We start from the raw sequence: 21,076 nt of genomic DNA, 5'->3' as shown, positions 1-21,076 counted from the left end.
AGGAGTCCCGCATCTCCCCGCTCGCGGGGGTGGAACCATGCACTTCACAGACCGCGCGGATGCCGGACGGCAGCTCGCCGAGCGGCTGCGGCATCTGGAATTCGACAACCCCATCGTGCTCGGCCTGCCGCGTGGCGGCGTGGTCGTCGCCTACGAGGTGGCCCGCGCCCTGCACGCACCCCTGGACGTGATCGTCGTCCGCAAGCTCGGCGTCCCGTACCACCGGGAGCTGGGCTTCGGCGCCATCGGCGAGGGCGGCGCCAAGGTGCTCAGCGACGACATCGTCCGCATGAGCCACGTCTCCCGCGCCGATATCGACACCGTCGAGCACCGCGAGGAGGCCGAGCTGGCCCGGCAGGCGCACCGCTTCCGAGAGGGTCGCCCGCGCACCCCGCTGGCCGGACGCACGGTGCTCCTCGTCGACGACGGCGTCGCCACCGGCGCCACCGCCCTCGCCGCCTGCGAGGTGGCCCGCGCCCATGGCGCCGCCCGGGTCGTGCTCGCCGTGCCCGTGGCATCGCCCCAGTCGCTGCCCGCCCTGCGGCACGCCGCCGACGACGTGGTGTGCCTGTCGGCACCGAGCGCCTTCTTCGCGGTGGGGGAGTGGTACCACGACTTCTCCCAGACCGCCGACGACGAGGTGTCCGGGCTGCTCAAGCAGGCCGCCGCCCGGGGACCGCGGACCACCGAGGTGGACCTGGCCGTGGGTGGCGAGGCCGGGGTGCGGCTCGCCGGGACGCTGACCATGCCCGCCGACGCGCGGGCCCTGGTGGTCTTCGCCCACGGCACCGGCAGCAGCCGGCACAGCCCGCGCAACCGGGCGGTGGCCGCCGCCCTCAACCAGGCCGGCCTCGGCACCCTGCTGTTCGACCTCCTCACCTCCGCCGAGGAGGCGGACCGGGCCAACGTCTTCGACGTCGAGCTGCTCGCCGGCCGCCTGGTCGAGGTCACCGGGTGGGCCCGCGGGGAGAACCTGCCGCTCGCCTACTTCGGTGCCAGTACCGGCGCGGCCGCCGCGCTGTGGGCCGCGGCCGACCCCCGGGCCGCCCCGTACGTCTCCTCGGTGGTGTCCCGGGGCGGCCGTCCCGATCTGGCCATGCCCCGGCTCGGCGAGGTCAGGGCGCCCACCCTGCTCATCGTCGGCGGCCGGGACACCACGGTCCTGGAGCTGAACCAGCGCGCCCAGGAGGCGCTCGACTGCCCCAGCCTGCTGCACGTCGTGCCCGGCGCGACCCACCTTTTCGAGGAGCCGGGAGCGCTCGACGAGGTGGCGCACCTGGCGCGCGACTGGTTGGCCGGTCACCTCCCTGCGACGGCCGGTGAGTGACCGTACCCTGAGGTCAGGGGGTGTGGAAGGGAGCAGGAGGATGCGCCGATGAGCAGCACGGTGACCATGCTGGACTCACTCCCGCCGGCCCACCGCCGAGCCTTCCTGGAGCACGCCAAAAAGGTCAGCTTCCCGCAGAGCTGGCGCATCTGCGACGAGGGCAGATTCGCCGACCGGTTCTGGGTGGTCGAGTCGGGTGCCGTCTCCATCGACATGGACGTGCCCGGCCGTGGTGCCGTGTCCGTCGAGACCCTGGGTCCCGGCGAACTCGTCGGCTGGTCCTGGCTGTTCCCTCCCTACCGCTGGCAGGTCGGCGCCCACGCGCTGGGCTCGGTGGGCGCGTACGAGTTCGGCGCGGCCGAGATCCGCGACCTGTGCCGGGACAACCCGGTGCTGGGCCAGGCCATCGTGCTGGCCGCCGCCCAGACCATCGCCCAGCGGCTGGGTTCGGCCCGGGCCAGGATGCTCGACATGTACGGCCCGCGCCTGCAGGAGCACTCCTGACCGACGGAAATCGGCCACGTGCACGGCACGCGGGGCAACTGCCGGTCGCGCTCCCCGTCCGCGAAGTCCTCGACGGGTCACCGCCGTTCAAGGCGGCGTAGCCCACGGCCCCGGTGGCCCGGGTCAGCGCACCCAGGTGTCGTCGGCGCCCCTCGTGCCGACCGGGCGGCGGAACAGCTCGTCGCGTCCCGCGTCGTACAGGACGAACGACCCGTGCGCCTGCGGGGCGGGGCGCACCGCGACCACCTCCGACTCCCGGAAGCCGGGCCACGGCTGCCCGGAGTGGCCGGCGCCCTTGACCGCCTTCGGCGCCGACAGCGGATTGCCGCCCGCGCAGCGCACCCGGGGCACGCCGCGGTCGTCGACGAGCACCGCCGTGCCCGCCTCCAGCACCGCAGCGAAGGAGGTCGCGGAGCCGTCCGCGAAGCCGTGGTCGGTGACCCTGGTGTCGGCGCGCAGCAGCGCGGGGGTGAGCGACTTCAGGTACCGCCCGATCCCGTCGGCGTCGATGCCCGCCACCCGGGCGAAGGCGGCCGCCTTGCCGGGGTCCGCGGTCAGGGATGCGGTCTGCTCGGCGACGTCGCACGCGGCCTCGCCCTTGGTGCCGCCGTACAGGCCGCGTGTACCGCCGGAGACGCTCGGCGCCCCGTACGTGGCGGAGGGCTTCGGGGTCAGGGTGGGCGCCGGGGCGTCCGGGGGCGGGGACTCCTTGGCCGTGCTCGTGGTGAAGGAGTCGGGGCCCGCCACCCGCGCCGGCTGGAGCACGATCTGCGGACGGGTCGGTGACGGGCTCCGCCCGGGCGTGGCCGTGCCTCCGTCGCCGCCCCGCGTGGCCAGGAAGACCGCCAGGACGAGCGCCGCGGCCCCCAGTGCCGCGAGCGCCGACAGCCCGGCGCTCGACGTCCACCACGGCCGGCGTGCGTGCGCGGGCGGGTCGTGGCCCGGGCCGGGGGTGCCGGGTGGCTCCTGGGGCGGGGGTGAGGTCACCCCCGCATTCTCCGTCCATCCTCCGGCCGGGCCGCAAGCCGGGACATTCCGGACGGGCGGGCTGCCGCCGGGCTGCTTAGCCTGACACCGTGACCCGGCATCCGCCCTCCGCCCCGCACCCGGCCCCGGGGCCCACCCACGGCTGGCTGCACGCACTCGCCGCGGTCGTGGCCGGGTACGCCGTCATGGTGGTCGTGGCGGCCCTGGGCCTGTGGCTCGCGGGGGCCTCCGAGCTGCCGCAGGGCGCCTTCCTGCCCGTCATCGCGGCCACCGTGGTCATGGCCGTCGGGGGCCGCGTCGGCCTGGAGGGCGGCGCGGGCACCATCGCCCGGTCGGACGCGGCGGTGACCGTCTTCCCGCTGTCCGTCGCCCTCGCCGGGGCCCTCGTCACCGCCTACGTGGTCGTACGGCCGCTGCGCCGGCACGCGGTGGTCTCCGGTGACCGGCTGCTGTGGCTCTTCGTCCGGACGGGCGTGCTGTGGGCCCTCGTCACGCTGCTGATCGCCCTCGGCGCACGCCACACCTTCACCATCTCCACGGGCGAGGAGTTCCTCAACGACCTCGGCGACCTGTTCGGCATCACCCCCACCGTCGGTTTCCGGGCCGACGTCCCGGTCACGGTCGTCGCCGGGCTGCTCTGGCTGGCCGTCGTCCTCTTCCTGGCCTTCGCCGTGTCACGGCGGGCGCCCCTGCCCTCCCGGCTGGTGCCCGTGCACACCGTCGTCCGGCCGGCCGCCCGCGCCATGGTGGGCGTCCTGCTCGCCTACGTGGTCGCCGGCGCCGTGATCGCGGTGGTCACCGCCTCCACGCGCGCGGAGCCCGCGGACAGCTTCGCCGTCGTCTTCCTCGGCCTGCCGAACGTGGCATGGCTCGCCCTCGGGCTCGGCATGGGCGCCTCGTGGCACGGCAGCGTGCAGGGGGCGCTGGGTGTGCCGATGCCGGAGGCGCTGGCCGCGGTGCTGCGCAGCGGGGACGGGGAGGCCACCCTCGACCTCGCGTCGCTCTCCGAGCACGACGGCAGGGCGTGGTGGCTGGTGGTCGCCGCCGCCGTCGCCATGCTGGGCGCCGGCTGGGCCACCGCTTGGCGCGCGCGACCCGGCACGGGGCACGTGCGCAACGCCGTCCACCTGGGGGTGGCGTCCGCGGCGGCCATGCTGCTGATCGGCGTGCTCACCCGGATCGACGCGCACTACGGCCTGTCGCTGTTCGGCATCGGCGACCCGTCCGACACCGGCGGCCTCGGCGGTTCGATCGTGCTGCTCCCGAACCTGCTCCCCGCGATCGGCATCGCCGCGCTGTGGGGCGTGGCGGCAGGCCTGCTCGGCAGCATGGCCGTCCACCTGCTGGCCCGCGGCCGCACCGCCCGCCCGGGCGCTCCGGTCGGCTGACCGGGATTCCCCGGCTGCTCGGGCGGTCGCGATCCGCGCCCGGTCGTGCCGGGCGGCCTCCCCCGGGGTTGGCCCGTCCGGGTGATCGGACAGGCCCGTGCCGGGATTCGCCCGGCGGGAGGTCTGCCGGGCCCGGGGCCGTTTCGGGTGCTCTGCGGGCGGCGATCCGGGCATTGCCGCGCTGTGGGGCCGGACGGGCCGCCTACTCCTGGCCCGGGCGAGCCGGTCGTTGCCGCGGCACCAAGGGCTGTGGCTTGATGCCTGCCGCAGGCGTGGCCCGGCACCTCCGGCCCGCCGGCGCTGCCGGCCGCCGCCCCTGGCATCCGCCTCAGGGTTCGCTCGTCCATGTGATCGGGTGGGTCTCGGTCGGGGACGCGTCGTCGCGCAGCGGCGGTTCCGCCGGGGGCGGGGGTTCGCCGGGCCGCATCGCGGGCGGGTCGGCGGCGGCGTAGGTCGCCATGCGGGCACCGTCGCAGTAGCACCAGCGGTCGTGCTCGGCGTCGAAGAGCCAGACGGCGTCGCCGTCCACGACGGCGCCGATCCGCATCCCGCTCGTTCCCCGGTCGAAGGTCTCCAGGTCGATCGTCCCGGCCGCGAGGTCCTGCACCATGGTCCGGTACGAGCCGAGCGCCTCCACCAGCCGGCCCAGCAGCGGACGGGCGTCCGCCGTGCGCGCCGGGGAGCCGCCCACCGCCGGAGGGCCCTGCGGCACCGTGATCAGCAGCCGTCCGTCCACCCACGCGGACCAGCCGTTGGAGCACACGATCCGCGCCCAGTCGCCCCGGTGCTCGGTCACCCGCACCGGCAGCAGGGGGTCCAGCCCCGCGGAGGGGCTGGAGTCGTCCGGTGCCCGCCAGGTGGGCAGTCCGCCCGCCGGGGCGACATGGGTGGGGACGAACTCCGGCTCGTACATCAGGCCTACCTCCGCATGACGGCCGGCTCGTGCTGCCGCAGCAGCCTGACCACGACGAGGCCGAAGGCCACCGACAGCACCACGAGCATGCCCATGTCCAGCAGCCACATCGCGGGAACGGGCCGGAAGAGCGGGTCCGACGTCACGTTGCTGGGTGTGAAGGCGTGCAGGTCCAGCGTCGCGGCCATCGCTCCCAGCGCCCAGCGCGAGGGCACCAGCCAGGACAACTGCTCCAGACCCGGCACCCCGTGCAGGGGCAGCAGGGCGCCGCAGAAGACGACCTGCACGATGGCGATCAGCACCAGCAGCGGCATGGTCACCTCCTCCTTGCGCACCAGGGCCGAGATCAGCAGCCCGAGCATCATCGAGGTGAACGCCAGCAGCGCCACCGCCAGCGTGATCTCCAGCAGCGGCGGCAACAGGACCCCGCTGCCGCCCTGGGGTCTCAGACGCACGCCGACGAGGGCGACCATCGTCAGGACCACCGCCTGCGCGACGGTGATCACTCCCAGGACCACGACCTTGGACGCCAGGTAGGCCGAGCGGGACAGGCCCACGGCCCGCTCCCGCTGGTAGATGACCCGTTCCTTGACGAGTTCGCGGACCGCGTTGGCGGCCCCGGTGAGCACCGAGCCGACGCACAGGATCAGCAGCACGTTGAGCGCGTTGTTCCGGCCCAGCGCACCGCCGGCCAGGGCGCGCGCCATCCCGCCCATCACGAAGGGCAGTGCCACCATGATCGCCAGGAAGGTGCGGTCGGCGGCCAGCGACGCCGTGTAGCGGCGCACCAGCGTCCACAACTGGTCGCCCCAGCCCTGCGGCTTGGGCGGCTCGAGGGGTTCGAGCTCCGCCGGGGGCTGCGGTCCCGCGGGCTCCAGCGCCGCGGCGACGTACTCGTCGTAGAGCGGGGAGGCCTCGTACTGGCCCGCCCAGTCGCGGTTCTCCTCGTTCTCGAACGCCTCGAAGGCTTCCGGCCACTGCCGGAAGCCGAAGAACGGGAGGGTCTTCGAGGGCGGCCCGTAGTAGGCCATGCGCCCGCCGGGGGCCATCACGAGCAACCGGTCGCAGACCTCCAGGCTGAGCACGCTGTGCGTCACCACGATGACCGTGCGGCCGTCGTCGGCGAGCTCGCGCAGCATCGTCATCACCGAACGGTCCATCCCCGGGTCCAGGCCCGAGGTCGGTTCGTCCAGGAAGAGCAGCGAGGGTTTGGTCAGCAGTTCCAGGGCGACGCTCACGCGCTTGCGCTGGCCGCCGGAGAGGGTGTGGACCGGCTGCTTCACCCGGGCCTCCAGGCCGAGTTCGGCGATCACCTCGTCCACCCGGGCCTGCCGCTCCTCCTTGGCGGTGTCGCCGGGGAAGCGGAGTTCGGCGGCGTACGACAGGGCGCGCCCGACGGGGAGCTGCTGGTGCAGGATGTCGTCCTGCGGGACGAGGCCGATGCGCTGGCGCAGGTCCGCGTACTCGCGGTACAGGTCGCGCCCGTCGTAGAGTACCGTGCCGTGGTTCGCGGGGCGCAGGCCGGTCAGCGCGTTCAGCAGCGTCGACTTGCCGGAGCCGCTCGGCCCGACCACCGCCAGCAGGCACTTCTCGCCGACGGGGAAGCTGATGTCGTCCAGCAGCACCTTGCCGCCGTCGTCCACCCGCACCGACAGGTCGCGGACGTTGAGCGAGACCTCGCCGGTGTCGGTGAACTGCTGCAGCTTGTCGCCGACCAGCCGGAACACCGCGTGGCCGACGTCGATGATGTCGCCCTGGTGCACGACCGCCCGTTCGACGCGCTGGCCGTCCAGATAGGTGCCGTTGTGGCTGTGCAGGTCGACGATCTCGTAGCCGCCGTCCTGCAGCGACCGCAGTTCGGCGTGGTGCCGTGAGACCAGCAGGTCCGAGACGACCAGGTCGTTGTCGGAGGCGCGCCCGATGTGGATCGTGCGGTCCGGCAGCGACCGCACCGACGTCGGGCGGCGGAAGGTGCCGGTCGCCGCGGGGGAGGCCATCGGCGGCGCCCGGTAGACCCCGGTGGGGGCCTCGGCGCTGCTCAGCCGGGCGCACGGCCCCTGTTCGGCGTGCCCGAAGCGGATGACGCTGCCCGGGCCGACGCCCCACTGCCGGACCTGCCGGCCGTTGACGAAGGTGCCGTTGGTGCTGCCCAAGTCGTGCAGCATCCAGCTGTCGCCCGCGGGCCGGATCACCGCGTGGTGCCACGACACCCGGGGGTCGTCGAGGACGACGTCACCGTCGGGGTCGCGACCGACGTGGTACTCCCGACCCGGGACCAGGATCCGGGTGTCCCCGTCGGTCTCGAGCACGAGCTTGGGCGCGGTGGGCGCGAAACCTCGCTCGGCCACGCTTCGATCGTAGCCGCGGACCGGCCGCCCCGCCTGTCCCACCTGTCCCGCAACGGGCCGTCACATGGCCCTGAGGGACGGTGCCGGGACCCTCACCACTCGGTGGGCGCGTAGTCCTTGAGGAACACCCCGTGCAGGTCCTCGCCCTGCTCGCCGCGGACGATCGGGTCGTACACCCGGGCCGCGCCGTCGATGAGGTCCAGCGGGGCGTGGAATCCCTCGTCGGCGAGGCGCATCTTGTCCGGGTGGGGCCGCTCGTCGGTGATCCAGCCGGTGTCGACGCTGGTCATCAGGATGCCGTCGGTCTCCAGCATCTCCCGCGCGCTGGTACGGGTCAGCATGTTGAGCGCGGCCTTCGCCATGTTGGTGTGCGGATGGCCCGCGCCCTTGTAGCCGCGGGTGAACTTGCCCTCCATCGCGGAGACGTTCACGACGTACTTGCGGCGGGCGGCGGCGGCCGCCATCGCCGGGCGCAACCTGCTGACCAGGATGAACGGCGCGGTCTCGTTGCACAGCTGCACTTCGAGCATCTCGACCGGGTCGACCTCGCCCACGGCCCGGCTCCAGCTGTTCGCCGCGTCGAGGTCGGGGACCAGCCCGCCGGCGTCGATCGCCGTGCCGGCCTCGATCCGGGCGAGCGAGGCCGAACCGCTCACCAGCGCCAGGTCCGTGACCTCCTGGGCCCGGGCCGACAGCTCCGCGCGCGGGGCGGGCAGCGCGGGCTGGGCACCGCTGCCGAAGGCCCCGAAGACCTCCGAGACGGGCAGCGCCCCGGCCGGGAGCGGGGCGGACTCGGCGGCCACCAGTTCCGCGTAGGCGGCGGGGGAGCGGCGCACGGTCTGCGCCGCGTTGTTGATCAGGATGTCCAGGGGGCCCTCGGCGGCCACCGAGTCGGCGAGCGCGACGACCTGGGCCGGGTCGCGGAGGTCGATCCCCACGATCTTGAGGCGGTGGATCCACTCCTCGCTGTCCGGCATCGCCTTGAAGCGCCGGATGGCGTCCGCGGGGAAGCGCGTGGTGACGGTGGTGTGGGCGCCGTCGCGCAGCAGCCGCAGCGCGATGTACATGCCGATCTTGGCCCGGCCGCCGGTGAGCAGCGCGCGGCGGCCGGTCAGGTCGGTGCGCGCGTCGCGCCGGGCACGGTTGGAGGCCGCGCACTCCCGGCACAGCTGGTGGTAGAAGGCGTCGACCTCGACGTAGCGCCCCTTGCACACGTAGCAGGAGCGCGGCCGCCGCAGGATGCCCGCGATCGCACCGGTCGTCGACGAGGAGGGCAGCAGTCCCTGGGTCTCGTCGTCGATCCGCTCGGCGGAGCCGGTCGCGGTGGACTCGGTGACCATCTTGTCGTGTGCGGTCTTGGCGGCCCGCCGGTCCTGCCGACGGCGCTGCTTCACCATCCGGTAGATGCCGGCCGTGGCCATGCGCACGGTGACCGCGTCGGGGTGGTCGATCGGCAGCTCGTCGAGCTCCCTGAGCACGCTGAGGCACAGCTCCAGGCGCGCCGGGTCGATGCCGGGGACGCCCTCCCAGGCCGTTGCCGTGCTCTGCTCGTTCTCGGTCGCCGTCATGCCCGCCGTCGTTCCCTGGATCGTGTGTTCCCACTGGTGTCCTGCGGAACTCTACGGAGGCGGGGGCGCCCGGCCAAAACGGCGGCTTTCGCCCGTGCGTCCCCGGCGGCCGCAGCCGGCGGGCCGGGGGGCGGCCCCGCGGCGGTCCACGGCGTGCCGGCGGGTCACTCCAGGGGGGCGGTGGCCTCGCTCTCGTACGCGTAGTCCCACGGCTCGTCGGCCATGTGCTCGAGGCGCTTGTAGTACGCGGCGCTGTCCGGCCACGCCTGGTGCGCCCCCGCGTCCTGCACGCTGATGGCCAGCGGGTCGTAGAGGATGCCCTCGGGGGGCTGCCCCCCGGCTCCCAGCGCGACGCCGAGGGTGAGACCGTCCCCGGGGCCGCCGTGGAGTCGGATCCTGGTGGTCATGGAGGTCACCTCCTGCATCCATGATCTCTCGCCGGGGGAGGTTTGGTGAAGAACCGGGACAGCGACCCGGCCGTGGGCCGACAGTGCGTGAGAGATCCGTTACGTTACGCTTCTCCGCCCGCTCCAACCCCCCACGAGGTGCCCGCGTGCGCGAATTCAGTCTGCCCGCGCTGGTCCCGGCCACCCTCGCCGGTGGCCTGGCCGACGTGGTGTTCGAGACCGCGGCGCAGGCCCCGGACGAGGTGCGGCTGGGCCGCAAGGAGGACGGCCGCTGGCGGGACGTGACCACGGCCGAGTTCCGCGACGAGGTGACGGCCCTGGCCAAGGGGCTGCTCGCGCACGGGGTGCGGTTCGGGGACCGGGTGGGGATCATGTCGCGCACCCGGTACGAGTGGACGCTCTTCGACTTCGCGCTGTGGACCATCGGGGCGCAGCCGGTGCCCGTCTACCCGACCTCCTCCGCCGAGCAGCTGCGCTGGATCCTCCACGACACCGGCGCCGTCGGCTGCGTCCTGGAGCACGAGGACCACGCCATGACGCTGGGCTCGGTGATCGACCGGCTGCCCGCAGTGACCCGCGTCTGGCAGCTGGACTCCGGGGCGGTGAAGCAGCTGGTGGCCGACGGGGAGCGGATCTCCGAGGACGTGGTCCACCGGCACCGGCTCGCCGTCACCCCCGACGCCGTCGCCACCGTGATCTACACCTCGGGCACCACCGGACGACCCCGGGGCTGCGTCCTGACCCACGGCAACTTCATGTGCCAGACCGACAACCTCATCGCCGGCTGGCGGCCGGTCTTCGACAGCGGCACCTCCGCGCAGCCGTCCGTGCTGCTCTTCCTGCCGCTGGCCCACGTCTTCGGCCGCATGATCCAGGTGGCGGCCGTGCGGGCGAGGGTGCGCCTGGGCCACCAGCCCGAGATGACGGCCGCCGAACTCCTGCCCGACCTGGCGCTGTTCCGGCCGACGTTCGTGCTCGCCGTGCCGTACGTCTTCGAGAAGGTCTTCAACGCCGCGCGCGACAAGGCGGAGGAGGCCGGCCACCTCGGTGTGTTCGACAAGGCCGTCGACGTGGCCGTGCGCTTCGCCGAGGCCCGCGAGCGCCGTGCGCTGGGCACTGGCCCGGGACCGAGCGCGGCGCTGCGAGTGCTGCACCGCGTCTACGACCGGATGGTGTACGCCAAGGTCCGCGAGGCGCTGGGCGGCCGGGTCCGCAACGCGGTGAGCGGCGGCTCCACCATGGGGCGGCTGCTCGGGCTGTTCCTGGAGGGCGCGGGGGTCACTGTGTACGAGGGCTACGGACTCACCGAGTCCACCTCGGCCGCCACCGCCAACCCGCCCGGGCGGGTGCGCTACGGCACGGTCGGTCTCCCCGTGCCCGGGACGGACGTGCGGATCTCGGACGAGGGCGAGATCCTGCTGCGCGGCCCGGCCGTCTTCTCCGGTTACCTCGGCGACCCCGGGGCCACGGCGCAGGCCCTGCGCGACGGCTGGCTGCACACCGGCGACCTCGGCTTCCTCGACGAGCACGGCTACCTGACGATCACCGGCCGCAAGAAGGAGATCATCGTCACGACCAGCGGCAAGAACCTCTCCCCGGCCGTCCTGGAGGAACGCGTCCGCGAGCATCCGCTGGTCGAGCACTGCCTGGTCATCGGCAACGACCGGCCCTACGTGACGGCCCTGGTGACCCTGGACACCGAGGCGACGACCCAGTGGCTGCGGCTGCGCGGCAAGGCCGAGGCCGGGCTGCAGGAGCTGGTGCGCGACCCGGAGCTGGAGACCGAGGTGCGGCGGGCGGTGTCGGCGGCCAACACGCGGGTGTCGAAGGCGGAGTCGATCCGTTCGTTCCGCGTGCTGGCCGCCTCGTTCACCGAGGAGCGGGGGCTGGTCACCCCCTCCCGCAAGCTCAGGCGCCGGGCGGTCGAGGAGGCCTACGCCGCCGAGATCGACGCGATGTACCGGCGCTGAACCGCGGTCACGGCTTGGGGAGCAGGCATCCCGGCAGCGTGAGGTCGAACCGGTTGCCCGTGGTCACGCACGTGCCGATCCCGTAGGTCTGCTCGGCGTAGTTGATGCCCTGGCGGACGGTGACGGTGCCGTTCGCGGCCACCTCGCAGGGGTTGTTGAGGGTGCAGCGGCCGCCGTCCTCGTTCCCCGTGTTGTTGATGGCGACGACCTTGCCGGTCGCGGTGTCGATGACGGGCGAACCCGAGGTGCCGCCGATGGTGTTGCACGAGGAGGTGTAGCGGACCGAGTCCTTCCAGGTCCAGTCGCCCTCCTTGAGGAGGTGGACGAAGCCGTCGATGCTGCAGCTGTAGATGGTCTTCCAGTAGCCGGAGACGACCTTGATGGCCGTGCCCTGCACCGGGTGCGTACCGGAGACCTCCAGCGCGGAGATCCCGTAGGAGGACTGGATCTGCGCATAGGTGCGGCCCAGTTGATACACCGAGATGTCGGTGTCGGTCATGGTCGCGTACGCCAGCTTGGTGGCGCGCAGCGTGGCGACCGAGCGGCCGGAGGCGTTGAGCAGGCCGAAGGTGCGTGTCGAGGTCTGGTTGACCAGCACCTCGCCGGGGTCGAGGAAGCCGCTGGTCAGGCAGTGCCCGTTGGAGAGCACCAAGGCGGGGTCGGTGGACGCGGAGCCCGGGAAGCGGATGAGCGACCCGGAGCAGTTGCTGAGCGACACCGTCCCGGCGAAGTCGACGGTGACGGCGGCCCTGGCGTCCGGTGCGGCCGCGGCGTGCCGGCCGGCCGCCGAGGCGGGGGCCGCGGACAGCCCGAGGGACGCGACCGCGGCGAGGGCCGCAAGGGCGGCCGTGAAGACTCCTCTGAGAGGTCGTTTCATGTGGGGGGTCCTCTCGAGACCGAAGTTCTTTCGGTTTTGGCATGGACATTGTTGTGAACTCGAGAGGGTGGTCACAAGAGGGCCCCATGCGGCCGGACCGCGCCCGACGCCGCGCCGGGAGCGTCTGCCGGCGGGCGCGGTCCGGTGACGGGACGTCAGCCCGGAAGCCCCACGACCCGGTCGCCCGGCCGGCGGGCGGGCGCGCCGATCCGGACGTCCGTCCCGCGCTCGTGGGGACCGGCCTGGACCGGTACGGCCGCGCGCGGTGCGGGGGCGACGGAGGCGTGACGGGCAGCGGCCGCGAGCGCCCGCCGGTCCGGGAGCGAGCCCGCCGCGATGCGGGGAAACGCCGCCACCTCCGCGGTGAGGCCGCGGGCCGCCACCACCCGGCGCACCGAGTCCATCAGGGTGTCCTCGCCGAGGAACGCCGCCTCGGTGCTGGGCCTCCCGTCGGCGTGCCGGTAGCGGATGAGCAGCGGCTGCACGTCGGCGCCGGCGTCCAGCGCGGCCTGGAACAGCGCCCGGCGGTACCGGCCTTCCTCACGGCCGCACCAGGTGCTGCCCTCCGGGAAGGCCACCACCGTCGCGCCCGAGCGCAGCACGTCCGCGACCTCCGCCACCGTGTCCGGCAGCGCGCGGATCCGTTCCCGGTCGATGAAGATCGTGCGGCCGCGCACGCACAGCCGCCCGATCACCGGCCAGTCGCGGATCTCCCGCTTGGCGACGTTGCGGCCCGGGAAGACCGCGGCGATCAGCAGGATGTCCAGCCACGACACGTGGTTGGAGACCACCAGCAGGCCGCGGCCCGGCTCCCGCGGCGCCGGCTCGGGCAGCCGCACCCGGACGCCGAAGGCCGCCGCCACCGAGCGGGTCCAGCGCCGGATCAGCCGCTCGCGCCCCGCCGGGCCGCACAGCGCGCCGAACGGCACCGAGAGCACGACACCGGTGAGCAGCACCACCAGGGCGGCGGCGTACCGCAGCAGCCGCCGGACCCGGCCCACCGCCTGACCGTCGCCGGTCACGCACGCCTGCGGGGTGCAGGGGGCGACCGGCGACCACCACGCCGCGGCCATCTCAGACCGATCCGAGCGAGCCGATGGCGCCGAAGTGGCGCAGGTAGCGCTCGTCGGTGCGCTCCAGCGAGAGCAGGATGAACAGGTCGGCGACGCCGAAGTCCGGGTCGTAGGCGGGCTCGCCGCACACCCAGGCGCCCAGCCGCAGGTAGCCGCGGAGCAGTGCGGGCAGCGTGGTACGGGCCGGGCGGACGATGCCCGCCGGGTCCCAGGGGCGGTGCGGGGAGACCAGGTACTCCTCGGGGGCCATGTTCTTGGCGGAGACCCGGTCCCACACGCCGGCGGCCAGCGCGCCGCCGTCGGTGAGCGGCACCGAGCAGCAGCCGGCGACCCAGTTGTGGCCGGTGGTCGCCATGTAGCGGGTGATGCCGCCCCACATCAGCGCGACGACGGCCCCGTCACGGTGGTCGGGGTGCACGCACGAGCGGCCCACCTCGACCATGTCGTGCTGGATCGGCGCGAGCCGGGTCAGGTCGAACTCGGACTCGGAGTAGTTGCGGCCCGCGCGGCGGGCGTTGGCGGGGGTGAGCAGCCGGTAGGTGCCGACGACCTCGCCAGTGCGGTCGTCCTTCACCAGCAGGTGGTCGCAGAAGGCGTCGAGGGCGTCGACGTCCAGGCCCGGCTCGGGCGTGTCCAGCAGGGCCCCCATCTCCCCGGCGAACACCTGGTGCCGCAGACGCTGTGCGGCCCGCACCTCCGCCTCGTCCTGGGCGAGGCTCACCGAATAGCGGGGGCGGTCGGTCGGGGTGTCGACGACGGGAGCGAGTTCGTACGAAGCGGTCATGGCGCGATTCCCTGGTCAGGGGGACGGGGACACCCTTATCTGTCCCGTCGCGGCCTTGCCTTGGCGTGTCCTTGACGGAGCGCGCAGATGTGCGCTCGCTGAAGTGCCGGTGCCGTGGGTCCGCGGGCCGCCCGCTTCACCCGGAAAGCGCTCCCAAGCGGCCTTCGAGCAGCAGCAGGAGCTCGCCGAGGATGCCCGCCAGCTCCTCGCGGCGGCCCTCCGGGAGCCCGGACAGCAGCCCCGTCTCGTAGGCGAGCTGCTCGGGCAGGACGCGGTCGACGAGCGCGCGGCCCTCCTCGGTCAGCCGCAGGTGGGAGACCCGGCGGTCCCGGCTGTCCGGGCGGCGGGCGACCAGGGCGCGCTCCTCCAGCAGCTTGATCCGCTTGGTGACCGCGGCGCCCGAGGCGAAGGTCTCCCGGGCCAGCCGGCCCGGCGTCAGCTCGCCGCCGACGCGGCGCAGGGCGATGAGGATGTCGTACTCCGGGCGGGTGAGACCTTCGCGACCCAAGGGCGTCTCGGTGACCTGCTGCAGCAGGGCGGCGCAGCGGTTCAGCCTGCCGATCACGGCGACCGGCCCGAAGTCCAGGTCCGGGTAGACGTCCTGCCACTGGCGCAGCACCGTCGCGACGGCGTCCTCCACGCGGTTGTCCTTCCTCCGTACGCCGGCGGCTCCGGCGGCGTGCGCATGATCGTACGCGTCGTCAGGGCACGGTGACGGACCGGCCGTCCCCGCGCCGACCTGCCAGCATCACGTGGCCGCGCTCCTCCGCGGCGGCGATCCGACGCTCGTGCAGGGCCCGGCTCCACCACTCGCCGGAGGCGGTGTCGGCGGCCTCGCGCAGCTCCAGGAGGGCGGCCACGAGCCGGGCCTCGCGGGCGACGGGCGCCGCGAGCTCGTGCTCCAGGCGCCGCAGCGCGGCGCCCACCCGGTGGCCCGCCCGGCGGTTCGGCACGGCGAAGCAGGCGAGCAGCCCGGCCGCGGCGCCGACGAGGGTGTCCAGCCAGCGGTCGGCCACCAGTCGGCCGGCGGGCTGCGCGCCCGCGAACTCGGTCATGATCATGGCCATGGGCGTCACGAAGGCGCTGGCGATCCAGTAGTTGCGCGCGATGGTCGCCTCGGCCGCGACATTGCACGCCAGCGCGGTCACGATGAGGGCCACGGCCCCGGTGGTCGTGAGCGGCACCAGGGCGGTGAACAGCAGCACGCCCAGGAGGTTGCCGAGCACCCGCTGCAGCGCGCGGTGCCATGACAGGGTGGTGTTGGCCGCGAAGACGGCCGCGGCGGTTACCACGGCCCAGTACGGCCGGTCCACGCCCAGGGCCATCGATCCCCACCCCGCCAGGGCGCTGCCCAGCAGGACGCGCAGCCCGACGGGGAGCAGATGCCGCAGGCCGGGGCGGTGGGGCCGCCCCGCCCGGCCGGTCCGGGTGCCGACGGAAGGGGCGGGGGTGCGCGCGGCGGGGCCGGGGTCCGGCAGGGTGCGGGTACGGCGCAGGGCCCGGGCCCACTCGGTGAGCCGGTCCGCGTCGGACGGCTCGGCGGCCTCGGCGCGCGCCAGCAGCCGCTCCAGGCCCACCAGATGGACGGTGGTCCGGGCCGCCCGCAGGGTGTGCCAGGCGGTGTGCGCCGCGAGGGTGGCCTCGTGCCGGTTGCCGGAGGTCCCCCCGTCGGTCAGCGCGCGGGCCCGGACCTCCAGGGCCCGCGCGACGGCGGTGCGCTCGGGGGCGTGCGGCCGCACGAGCACCGGGGCCATGCACACCAGCCAGGCGACGGCCCCGCCGAGCAGCACCAGCCCGGTGTGCGCGGGCACCTGCCCGAGGGTCTGCGGGACGAAGGCGGCGCTCGCCGCCACGAAGGTGAAGATCACGTTCCCGGGCGGCCCGATCCGTGTCGCGTCGCACACCACCTTGTGCACCGCCGCGAGCAGGGCGGCCACCGCCACACGGACCGGCGTCGACTCGGTCAGCGCGGCGGTGGTCAGCGCCACCCCGGCCCCGGCGGCCATGCCCAGGACGACCAGGGCGAGCGTCCGGGCCCGGGCGGCGAAGGGCAGCCCGTGCGCGTACAGGGCGCACAGTCCGCCGCCGGCGGCGTACAGCACCAGGTCCAGCCGCCCCAGGGCCAGCAGCGTCACCTCGGCCAGGCCCACGGCGACGACGACGCTGAGGGCCCGGCGGTGCCAGAGGTCCTGGACGGTGCGGAGCCGGAAGGCACCGCGGACGGGGAGGGGGAAAGCGGGCATACGGGAAAGCTTAGCAGATGTTTTACTCGTGAAAGATCTTCCGGCCGGACGGACCCGGGACGAACGCGGTGGCCGGCCCCGCTCCGGGACCGGCCACCGCGGACCCGCGCGGATCAGGCGGGGAACGCCAGCGACAGCGCGAACCGCCCCTCGGCGTCCGTCCACCAGTGCCGCAGGGCGAGACCGGCGGCGGCCAGCTCGGCCCGCACGCCCTCCTCGCGGAACTTGGCGGAGACCTCGGTGCGCATCTCCTCGCCGCGGCCGAAGTCCACGGACAGGTCGAGCGCGGGGACCTTCACGGTCACGTCCGCGCGCGCCCGCAGACGCATCTCGATCCACTCCTCCTCGCGGTCCCACACGGCGACGTGGTCGAAGTCGTCCGGGTGGAAGTCCGCGCCGAGCTCGCGGTCGATGACCGACAGGACGTTCTTGTTGAAGGCGGCCGTGACGCCCCGCGCGTCGTCGTACGCCGCCACCAGCGTCGCCTCGTCCTTGACCAGGTCGGTGCCGAGCAGCAGCGCGTCGCCCTGGGAGAGCAGGGTCCGGACCGAGGAGAGGAAACGGGCCCGCTCCTGCGGCAGCAGGTTGCCGATCGTGCCGCCGAGGAAGGCGACCAGCCGCGGCCCGGGAGTGCCGGGGAGGGTCAGGCCGTGCTGGAAGTCGGCGACGAGCGCGTGCACCGTCAGCTCACGGTGGTCGGCGAGCAAGGCGTCGCCGGCCCCTCTGAGCGCGGACTCGCTGACGTCGATCGGCACATACGTCAGCGGTGCGCCCAGCGCGCCGATGAGCAGCCGGGTCTTCTCCGAGGAGCCGGAGCCCAGCTCGACGAGGGTGCGGGCGCCGGTCGCCTTGGCGATCTCCGGCGCCCTCGCGTGCAGGATCTCGCGCTCGGCGCGGGTCGGGTAGTACTCGGGCAGCCGGGTGATCTCCTCGAACAGCTCGCTGCCGCGGGCGTCGTAGAACCACTTGGGCGGGAGCTGCTTGGGGCTGCGGGTCAGCCCGTACGCCACGTCGGCGCGCAGCGCGGCCGCGGTGGCGTCGGCGGGCAGGGTGCGGGTGAGGGTGAACGGGCTCACAGGTGCGGCTCCTTGAGCGGGATCAGCAGGACCTCGGTGGGATCGCCGAACAGCAGGTGGCGGTCGGGGACCTCGGTCCAGCGCGGACTGTCGTCGTACGGCTCGGAGGCCACGACGAGGGAGCGGCCGGGCGTGTCCAGGTACCAGAGCGTGTCGCCCCAGGCGGTACCGGCGATCGCCCGGCCGTCGGTCAGCAGGAAGTTGAGCCGTGAGTCGGGGGTCAGCGCGGCCAGCCGGCCGACGGTGTCGGCGAGCGCCTCGTCCGCGGCGGCGCCGGCGCGCAGCCGGTGCAGGGTCAGCGCCCAGGCCAGGGCGGAGTCGCAGCGCGCCTCCAAGGTCAGCAGCTCCTCGGGGGGCAGCGTGCGGGCCGCCTCGGCGACCGAGTGCGGCCAGCCGCGCAGCGCGCCGTTGTGGCTGAACAGCCAGCGGTCCGCCGTGTACGGCGCGGCGGCGGACTCGTCGGCCACCGAGCCCTCGGTGATGTCGCGGACCGCGCCGAGCAGCGCTCCGGAGCGCGTCACCCGGCACACGTCCGCGAAGGACGGGTCGTCCCAGACCGGCCCGGAGCGCCGGTAGCGCGCGGGCAGCGGATCCCCGTCCGCGTACCAGCCGAGCCCGAAGCCGTCGGCGTTGACCGTGCCGTACTTCTGCCGGCGCGGCGCCCACGACTGGCGGTACAGCGAGTGCGGCGGGTCGATGACGAGCTCGCGGAGCGCGACGGGCGGCCCGACGTACGCCAGGTGCCGGCACATCAGCCGCGCCCCCGTCTGCTCGGGGCGGCGCTCACACCTGCTCCGGGTGGGCGTCGCGGGCGGTGCGGAAGCCGGAGAAGATCTGCCGCCTGACCGGGTAGTCCCAGTTGCGGAACGTGCCCCGGCAGGCCACCTGGTCCACGGCGAACGAACCGCCGCGCAGCACCTTGTGGTCGGGGCCGAAGAAGACCTCCGAGTACTCCTTGTACGGGAACGGGGCGAAGCCCGGGTAGGGCAGGAAGTCGCTCGCCGTCCACTCCCACACGTCGCCGACCAGCTGCCGTACGCCCAGCGGCGAGGCACCGGCCGGGTAGCTGCCCACCGGGGCCGGCCGCAGGTGCCGCTGCCCGAGGTTGGCGTGCTCCGGGCCGGGGTCGGCGTCGCCCCACGGGTAGCGGCGGGAGCGGCCGCTCCCCGGGTCGTGCCGGGCCGCCTTCTCCCACTCCGTCTCGGTGGGCAGCCGGCGCCCTGCCCAGCGGGCGTACGCGTCGGCCTCGTACCAGCACACGTGCAGCACGGGCTCCTCGCGCGGCACCGGCTCGGTCACCCCGAAGCGGCGGCGCAGCCACGTACCGCCCTCCCGGTGCCAGAACAGCGGGGCGGACAGGCCGTGCTCGCGGACGTGCGCCCAGCCGGCCGGGGTCCACCAGCGCTCGTCCTCGTAGCCGCCGTCCTCGATGAAGGCGAGGTACGCGCCGTTGCTCACCGGCACGGTGTCGATGAAGAACGGCGCCACCTCGCGCACGTGCGAGGGACGTTCGTTGTCCAGCGCCCACGGCTCGGCCGAGGTGCCCATGCTGAACGGACCGCCGGGCACCAGGACCTCGGCCGGCAGCAGCGCCGTGTCCGCGGGTGCGGGCGGCGGCGGGGGCGCGGTCAGTGCCGCCGGGCCGCGACGCAGCTGATGGGTGATCAGCATCGTCTCGTCGTGCTGCTGTTCGTGCTGGGCGATCATGCCGAAGGCGAAGGCCGCGTCGGTCAGCGGCGTGCCGTGCAGCGGAGCCCGCTCCAGGATGTCCAGCACGCGGCCGCGTACCTCGGCCGCGTACGCGTGCGCCTCCGCGGGCGGCAGCAGCGGCAGCGTGGGCCGTTCCGAGCGCGGGTGCTCGAAGGCGTCGTAGATCGGGTCGATGTCGGGGCGCAGGGCCTCACGGCCGCCGACGTTCCGCAGCAGCCACTGTTCCTCCTGGTTGCCGATGTGGGCCAGGTCCCAGACCAGGGGGGACATCAACGGGGAGTGCTGCGCGGCGAGTTCATGGTCGTCGACGCAGGTGGTGAGCGCCCGGGTCCGGTCGCGCGCGGTGGTCAGGGCGTCCAGCGCCCGCCGGCGCAGGGTCTCGGGGTCGAGCGCGGGTGCGGTCACGTGCGGCTCTCCTTGCGTAGGAAGGCGTCGAGCATGTCGTCGGCGGGACAGCGGCCGCGCTGGACGTAGCGCTCGGTGAAGTCGTCCACCGCCCGCTGCACGGCCTGGTCCGCACCGAGCCGGGGCAGGGCCTCACGGGCCGCGGCGAAGCAGGTCATGGCGGTGGCGTGGAGTTCGGGGTCGGCCAGGCCGTGCCGGGCGGCGCGCCGCCACAGCGGGTTGCGCGGCGCCGGGTCCCGGCCCGCCGCGTCGGCGAGCGGCTTCACCGCCCGATAGGCGACCTCGGAGGCGGCGGCGTCGTCGAAGAGCGCCACGGCCACGGCCAGCGGCACGATCCAGCCGTCCCGCCCCGACTGCGCGTCGATCATGCGCAGTTCCAGGTAGCCGCGTGGCCGCACCGGCGGGAACAGCGTCGACAGGTGGTAGTCCAGGTCGGCGGCGGTCGGAGGCCGGTACGACCCGTCACGGATCCAGTCGCGGAAGGTGAGCCCGTCGGGCACCGTCCAGGGTGCCTCGTCGCCGCGGATGCACAGCACCGGGGCGTCCAGGGCGTAGGCGGTCCAGGCCGTCCGCGGGTCGGCCTCGGTGGGCGGGGCGAGGGTGCGCCCCGGGTCCAGGGCGGCCCACACCGCCTGCCGTGTGGACCGCCAGCCGGTCGGACGGCCCGCGCTGAGCGGCGAGTTGGCGAACGCGGCGACCAGGACCGCGCCCAGCAGGTGCGCCAGCAGCCAGCGTCTGCCGAGTCCGAAGGGGCCCGGCTCCTCCGTGCCCGAGTCCAGGCAGACCTGGACGGAGGCCGTGGAGCACATCATGGACCGGCCCGCGGGTCCTGAGCGGTCGAAGTACGTCTCCATCGCCGCGTACCGGGGCTCGTCCAGCAGCCGGCGGGGTCGTCGCCAGGGGTCGTGGCCGTGGCCCGCCAGGGCCAGGCCCTCCCGGCGGAGCCGGTGGCGTACGGAGTGGAGGTCGGCGGCCGCGGCGTTGACGCACGCGGTGAGTGAGGGGGCGGGCAGCGAGCTCAGCTCCAGCTGGCCGCCGGGCTCGGTCGTGAGCCGGGAGCGGAGGTACAGGTCGTGCAGTCCGGCGACGGCGGCGCCGAGCCGTGCGCGGCCCACCGGGCGGGCCGGGTCGTGCGGGTCGTGGAGGAACCATTCCAGTTCCACGCCTATGCGGCGCGGCGGGCCGGTCTTGAAACAGATGCCCTGGATATGTTCCTCCGCTGCTGTCTCGGTGATCGGTTCGGATGTCTCCATCCGCTGGCTGGTGCCGGGCATGGCCGGGACCTCCCGTCGAAGGCGGCTTTCCGTGTCCCGCCCGGCCACGGCCGGGCGGTGTCCGTACCACCTAAGCCCTTCGGTGCGGGCCGCTCAAGAGCGCCCTGGACGAACGGCCGAGGGACGGCAGATGACACCCGAGTCGAGGGCGGCCTCAGCCGTCCGGTCCGAATCAAGCGTGGACCGCGACCTGGCGGCCCGCATCTCCAGAGCGCGTCTGTG

18 protein-coding genes are annotated in these 21,076 nt (G+C 74.2%); 4 read left to right on the top strand and 14 right to left on the bottom strand.

Annotated elements, in window-relative coordinates:
• Positions 1–37: 37 nt before the first annotated feature.
• Both OG937_08445 and OG937_08440 read left to right on the top strand, forming a co-directional pair.
• Positions 38–1,327, top strand: coding sequence for a phosphoribosyltransferase (locus OG937_08445; protein WUD71721.1), 1,290 nt, complete (start codon positions 38–40; stop codon positions 1,325–1,327).
• Positions 1,328–1,375: 48 nt separating this feature from the next.
• Complete coding sequence (locus OG937_08440) at positions 1,376–1,831, top strand: cyclic nucleotide-binding domain-containing protein (GenBank protein WUD71720.1); 456 nt, start codon at positions 1,376–1,378, stop codon at positions 1,829–1,831.
• A gap of 123 nt (positions 1,832–1,954) precedes the next feature.
• On the opposite strand, the gene OG937_08435 is transcribed toward OG937_08440, so the two are convergent.
• Positions 1,955–2,818 (bottom strand): hypothetical protein, encoded by an 864-nt coding sequence (locus OG937_08435; GenBank protein ID WUD71719.1) that lies wholly within the window; start codon positions 2,816–2,818, stop codon positions 1,955–1,957.
• An 89-nt stretch (positions 2,819–2,907) separates the two neighbouring features.
• Between OG937_08435 and OG937_08430 the strand changes: the two genes are divergently transcribed.
• Entirely contained in the window at positions 2,908–4,206 is a 1,299-nt protein-coding gene (locus OG937_08430) for a streptophobe family protein (GenBank protein WUD71718.1), read from the top strand.
• 328 nt (positions 4,207–4,534) lie between these two features.
• On the opposite strand, the gene OG937_08425 is transcribed toward OG937_08430, so the two are convergent.
• The 4 genes from OG937_08425 to OG937_08410 all read right to left on the bottom strand — a co-directional run bounded on the left by OG937_08425 (position 4,535) and on the right by OG937_08410 (position 9,442).
• Positions 4,535–5,119, bottom strand: coding sequence for a hypothetical protein (locus OG937_08425; GenBank protein ID WUD71717.1), 585 nt, complete (start codon positions 5,117–5,119; stop codon positions 4,535–4,537).
• 5 nt (positions 5,120–5,124) lie between these two features.
• The gene (locus OG937_08420) at positions 5,125–7,467 is read right to left on the bottom strand and encodes an FHA domain-containing protein (protein WUD71716.1); all 2,343 of its coding nucleotides are present in this window, start codon (positions 7,465–7,467) and stop codon (positions 5,125–5,127) included.
• Between the two features lie 92 nt (positions 7,468–7,559).
• Complete coding sequence (locus OG937_08415) at positions 7,560–9,035, bottom strand: SDR family NAD(P)-dependent oxidoreductase (GenBank protein WUD71715.1); 1,476 nt, start codon at positions 9,033–9,035, stop codon at positions 7,560–7,562.
• A gap of 164 nt (positions 9,036–9,199) precedes the next feature.
• Positions 9,200–9,442, bottom strand: a complete 243-nt coding sequence (locus tag OG937_08410) for a hypothetical protein (protein WUD71714.1) — start codon at positions 9,440–9,442, stop codon at positions 9,200–9,202.
• 146 nt (positions 9,443–9,588) lie between these two features.
• On the opposite strand from OG937_08410, the gene OG937_08405 reads away from it, so the two are divergent.
• The gene (locus OG937_08405; protein WUD71713.1) at positions 9,589–11,412 is read left to right on the top strand and encodes an AMP-dependent synthetase/ligase; all 1,824 of its coding nucleotides are present in this window, start codon (positions 9,589–9,591) and stop codon (positions 11,410–11,412) included.
• 7 nt (positions 11,413–11,419) lie between these two features.
• Here the strand turns inward: OG937_08405 and OG937_08400 are convergent, their stop codons facing one another.
• The 9 genes from OG937_08400 to egtA form a co-directional block, all read right to left on the bottom strand.
• Entirely contained in the window at positions 11,420–12,289 is an 870-nt protein-coding gene (locus tag OG937_08400; protein WUD71712.1) for a serine protease, read from the bottom strand.
• Positions 12,290–12,444: 155 nt separating this feature from the next.
• Positions 12,445–13,362, bottom strand: coding sequence for a 1-acyl-sn-glycerol-3-phosphate acyltransferase (locus tag OG937_08395; protein WUD71711.1), 918 nt, complete (start codon positions 13,360–13,362; stop codon positions 12,445–12,447).
• Position 13,363: 1 nt separating this feature from the next.
• Entirely contained in the window at positions 13,364–14,146 is a 783-nt protein-coding gene (locus tag OG937_08390; GenBank protein ID WUD71710.1) for a GNAT family N-acetyltransferase, read from the bottom strand.
• 136 nt (positions 14,147–14,282) lie between these two features.
• The gene (locus OG937_08385; GenBank protein ID WUD71709.1) at positions 14,283–14,786 is read right to left on the bottom strand and encodes a MarR family transcriptional regulator; all 504 of its coding nucleotides are present in this window, start codon (positions 14,784–14,786) and stop codon (positions 14,283–14,285) included.
• Between the two features lie 61 nt (positions 14,787–14,847).
• Complete coding sequence (locus OG937_08380) at positions 14,848–16,389, bottom strand: FUSC family protein (GenBank protein WUD71708.1); 1,542 nt, start codon at positions 16,387–16,389, stop codon at positions 14,848–14,850.
• Between the two features lie 113 nt (positions 16,390–16,502).
• Positions 16,503–17,465, bottom strand: coding sequence for an L-histidine N(alpha)-methyltransferase (gene egtD / locus OG937_08375; GenBank protein WUD71707.1), 963 nt, complete (start codon positions 17,463–17,465; stop codon positions 16,503–16,505).
• Positions 17,462–18,217, bottom strand: a complete 756-nt coding sequence (gene egtC, locus OG937_08370) for an ergothioneine biosynthesis protein EgtC (protein WUD71706.1) — start codon at positions 18,215–18,217, stop codon at positions 17,462–17,464. Before egtC ends, egtD begins: the two co-directional genes overlap by 4 nt.
• 31 nt (positions 18,218–18,248) lie before the next feature.
• Entirely contained in the window at positions 18,249–19,580 is a 1,332-nt protein-coding gene (egtB, locus tag OG937_08365; GenBank protein WUD71705.1) for an ergothioneine biosynthesis protein EgtB, read from the bottom strand.
• Positions 19,577–20,854 carry an ergothioneine biosynthesis glutamate--cysteine ligase EgtA gene (egtA, locus tag OG937_08360; GenBank protein WUD71704.1) on the bottom strand — a complete coding sequence of 426 codons (1,278 nt, stop codon included), beginning with the start codon at positions 20,852–20,854 and terminating at the stop codon, positions 19,577–19,579. Before egtA ends, egtB begins: the two co-directional genes overlap by 4 nt.
• Between the last annotated feature and the right edge of the window lie 222 nt (positions 20,855–21,076).

This window comes from Streptomyces sp. NBC_00510, from assembly GCA_036013505.1.
In the GTDB taxonomy this organism is placed as follows: Bacteria; Actinomycetota; Actinomycetes; order Streptomycetales; family Streptomycetaceae; genus Actinacidiphila.
The sequence above is the reverse complement of the archived record's forward strand: the minus strand, read 5'-3'. Positions and strand labels throughout refer to the sequence as shown.

Bases quoted from the DNA above. Each gene is read 5' to 3' on its own strand.
- OG937_08380 (WUD71708.1), bottom strand. From the start codon at position 16,389: ATGCCCGCTTTCCCCCTCCCCGTCCGCGGTGCCTTCCGGCTCCGCACC.
- OG937_08440 (WUD71720.1), top strand. From the start codon at position 1,376: ATGAGCAGCACGGTGACCATGCTGGACTCACTCCCGCCGGCCCACCGC.
- OG937_08390 (WUD71710.1), bottom strand. From the start codon at position 14,146: ATGACCGCTTCGTACGAACTCGCTCCCGTCGTCGACACCCCGACCGAC.
- OG937_08410 (WUD71714.1), bottom strand. From the start codon at position 9,442: ATGACCACCAGGATCCGACTCCACGGCGGCCCCGGGGACGGTCTCACC.
- egtC (WUD71706.1), bottom strand. From the start codon at position 18,217: ATGTGCCGGCACCTGGCGTACGTCGGGCCGCCCGTCGCGCTCCGCGAG.
- OG937_08415 (WUD71715.1), bottom strand. From the start codon at position 9,035: ATGACGGCGACCGAGAACGAGCAGAGCACGGCAACGGCCTGGGAGGGC.
- OG937_08445 (WUD71721.1), top strand. From the start codon at position 38: ATGCACTTCACAGACCGCGCGGATGCCGGACGGCAGCTCGCCGAGCGG.
- egtA (WUD71704.1), bottom strand. From the start codon at position 20,854: ATGCCCGGCACCAGCCAGCGGATGGAGACATCCGAACCGATCACCGAG.
- OG937_08395 (WUD71711.1), bottom strand. From the start codon at position 13,362: ATGGCCGCGGCGTGGTGGTCGCCGGTCGCCCCCTGCACCCCGCAGGCG.
- OG937_08425 (WUD71717.1), bottom strand. From the start codon at position 5,119: ATGTACGAGCCGGAGTTCGTCCCCACCCATGTCGCCCCGGCGGGCGGA.
- OG937_08400 (WUD71712.1), bottom strand. From the start codon at position 12,289: ATGAAACGACCTCTCAGAGGAGTCTTCACGGCCGCCCTTGCGGCCCTC.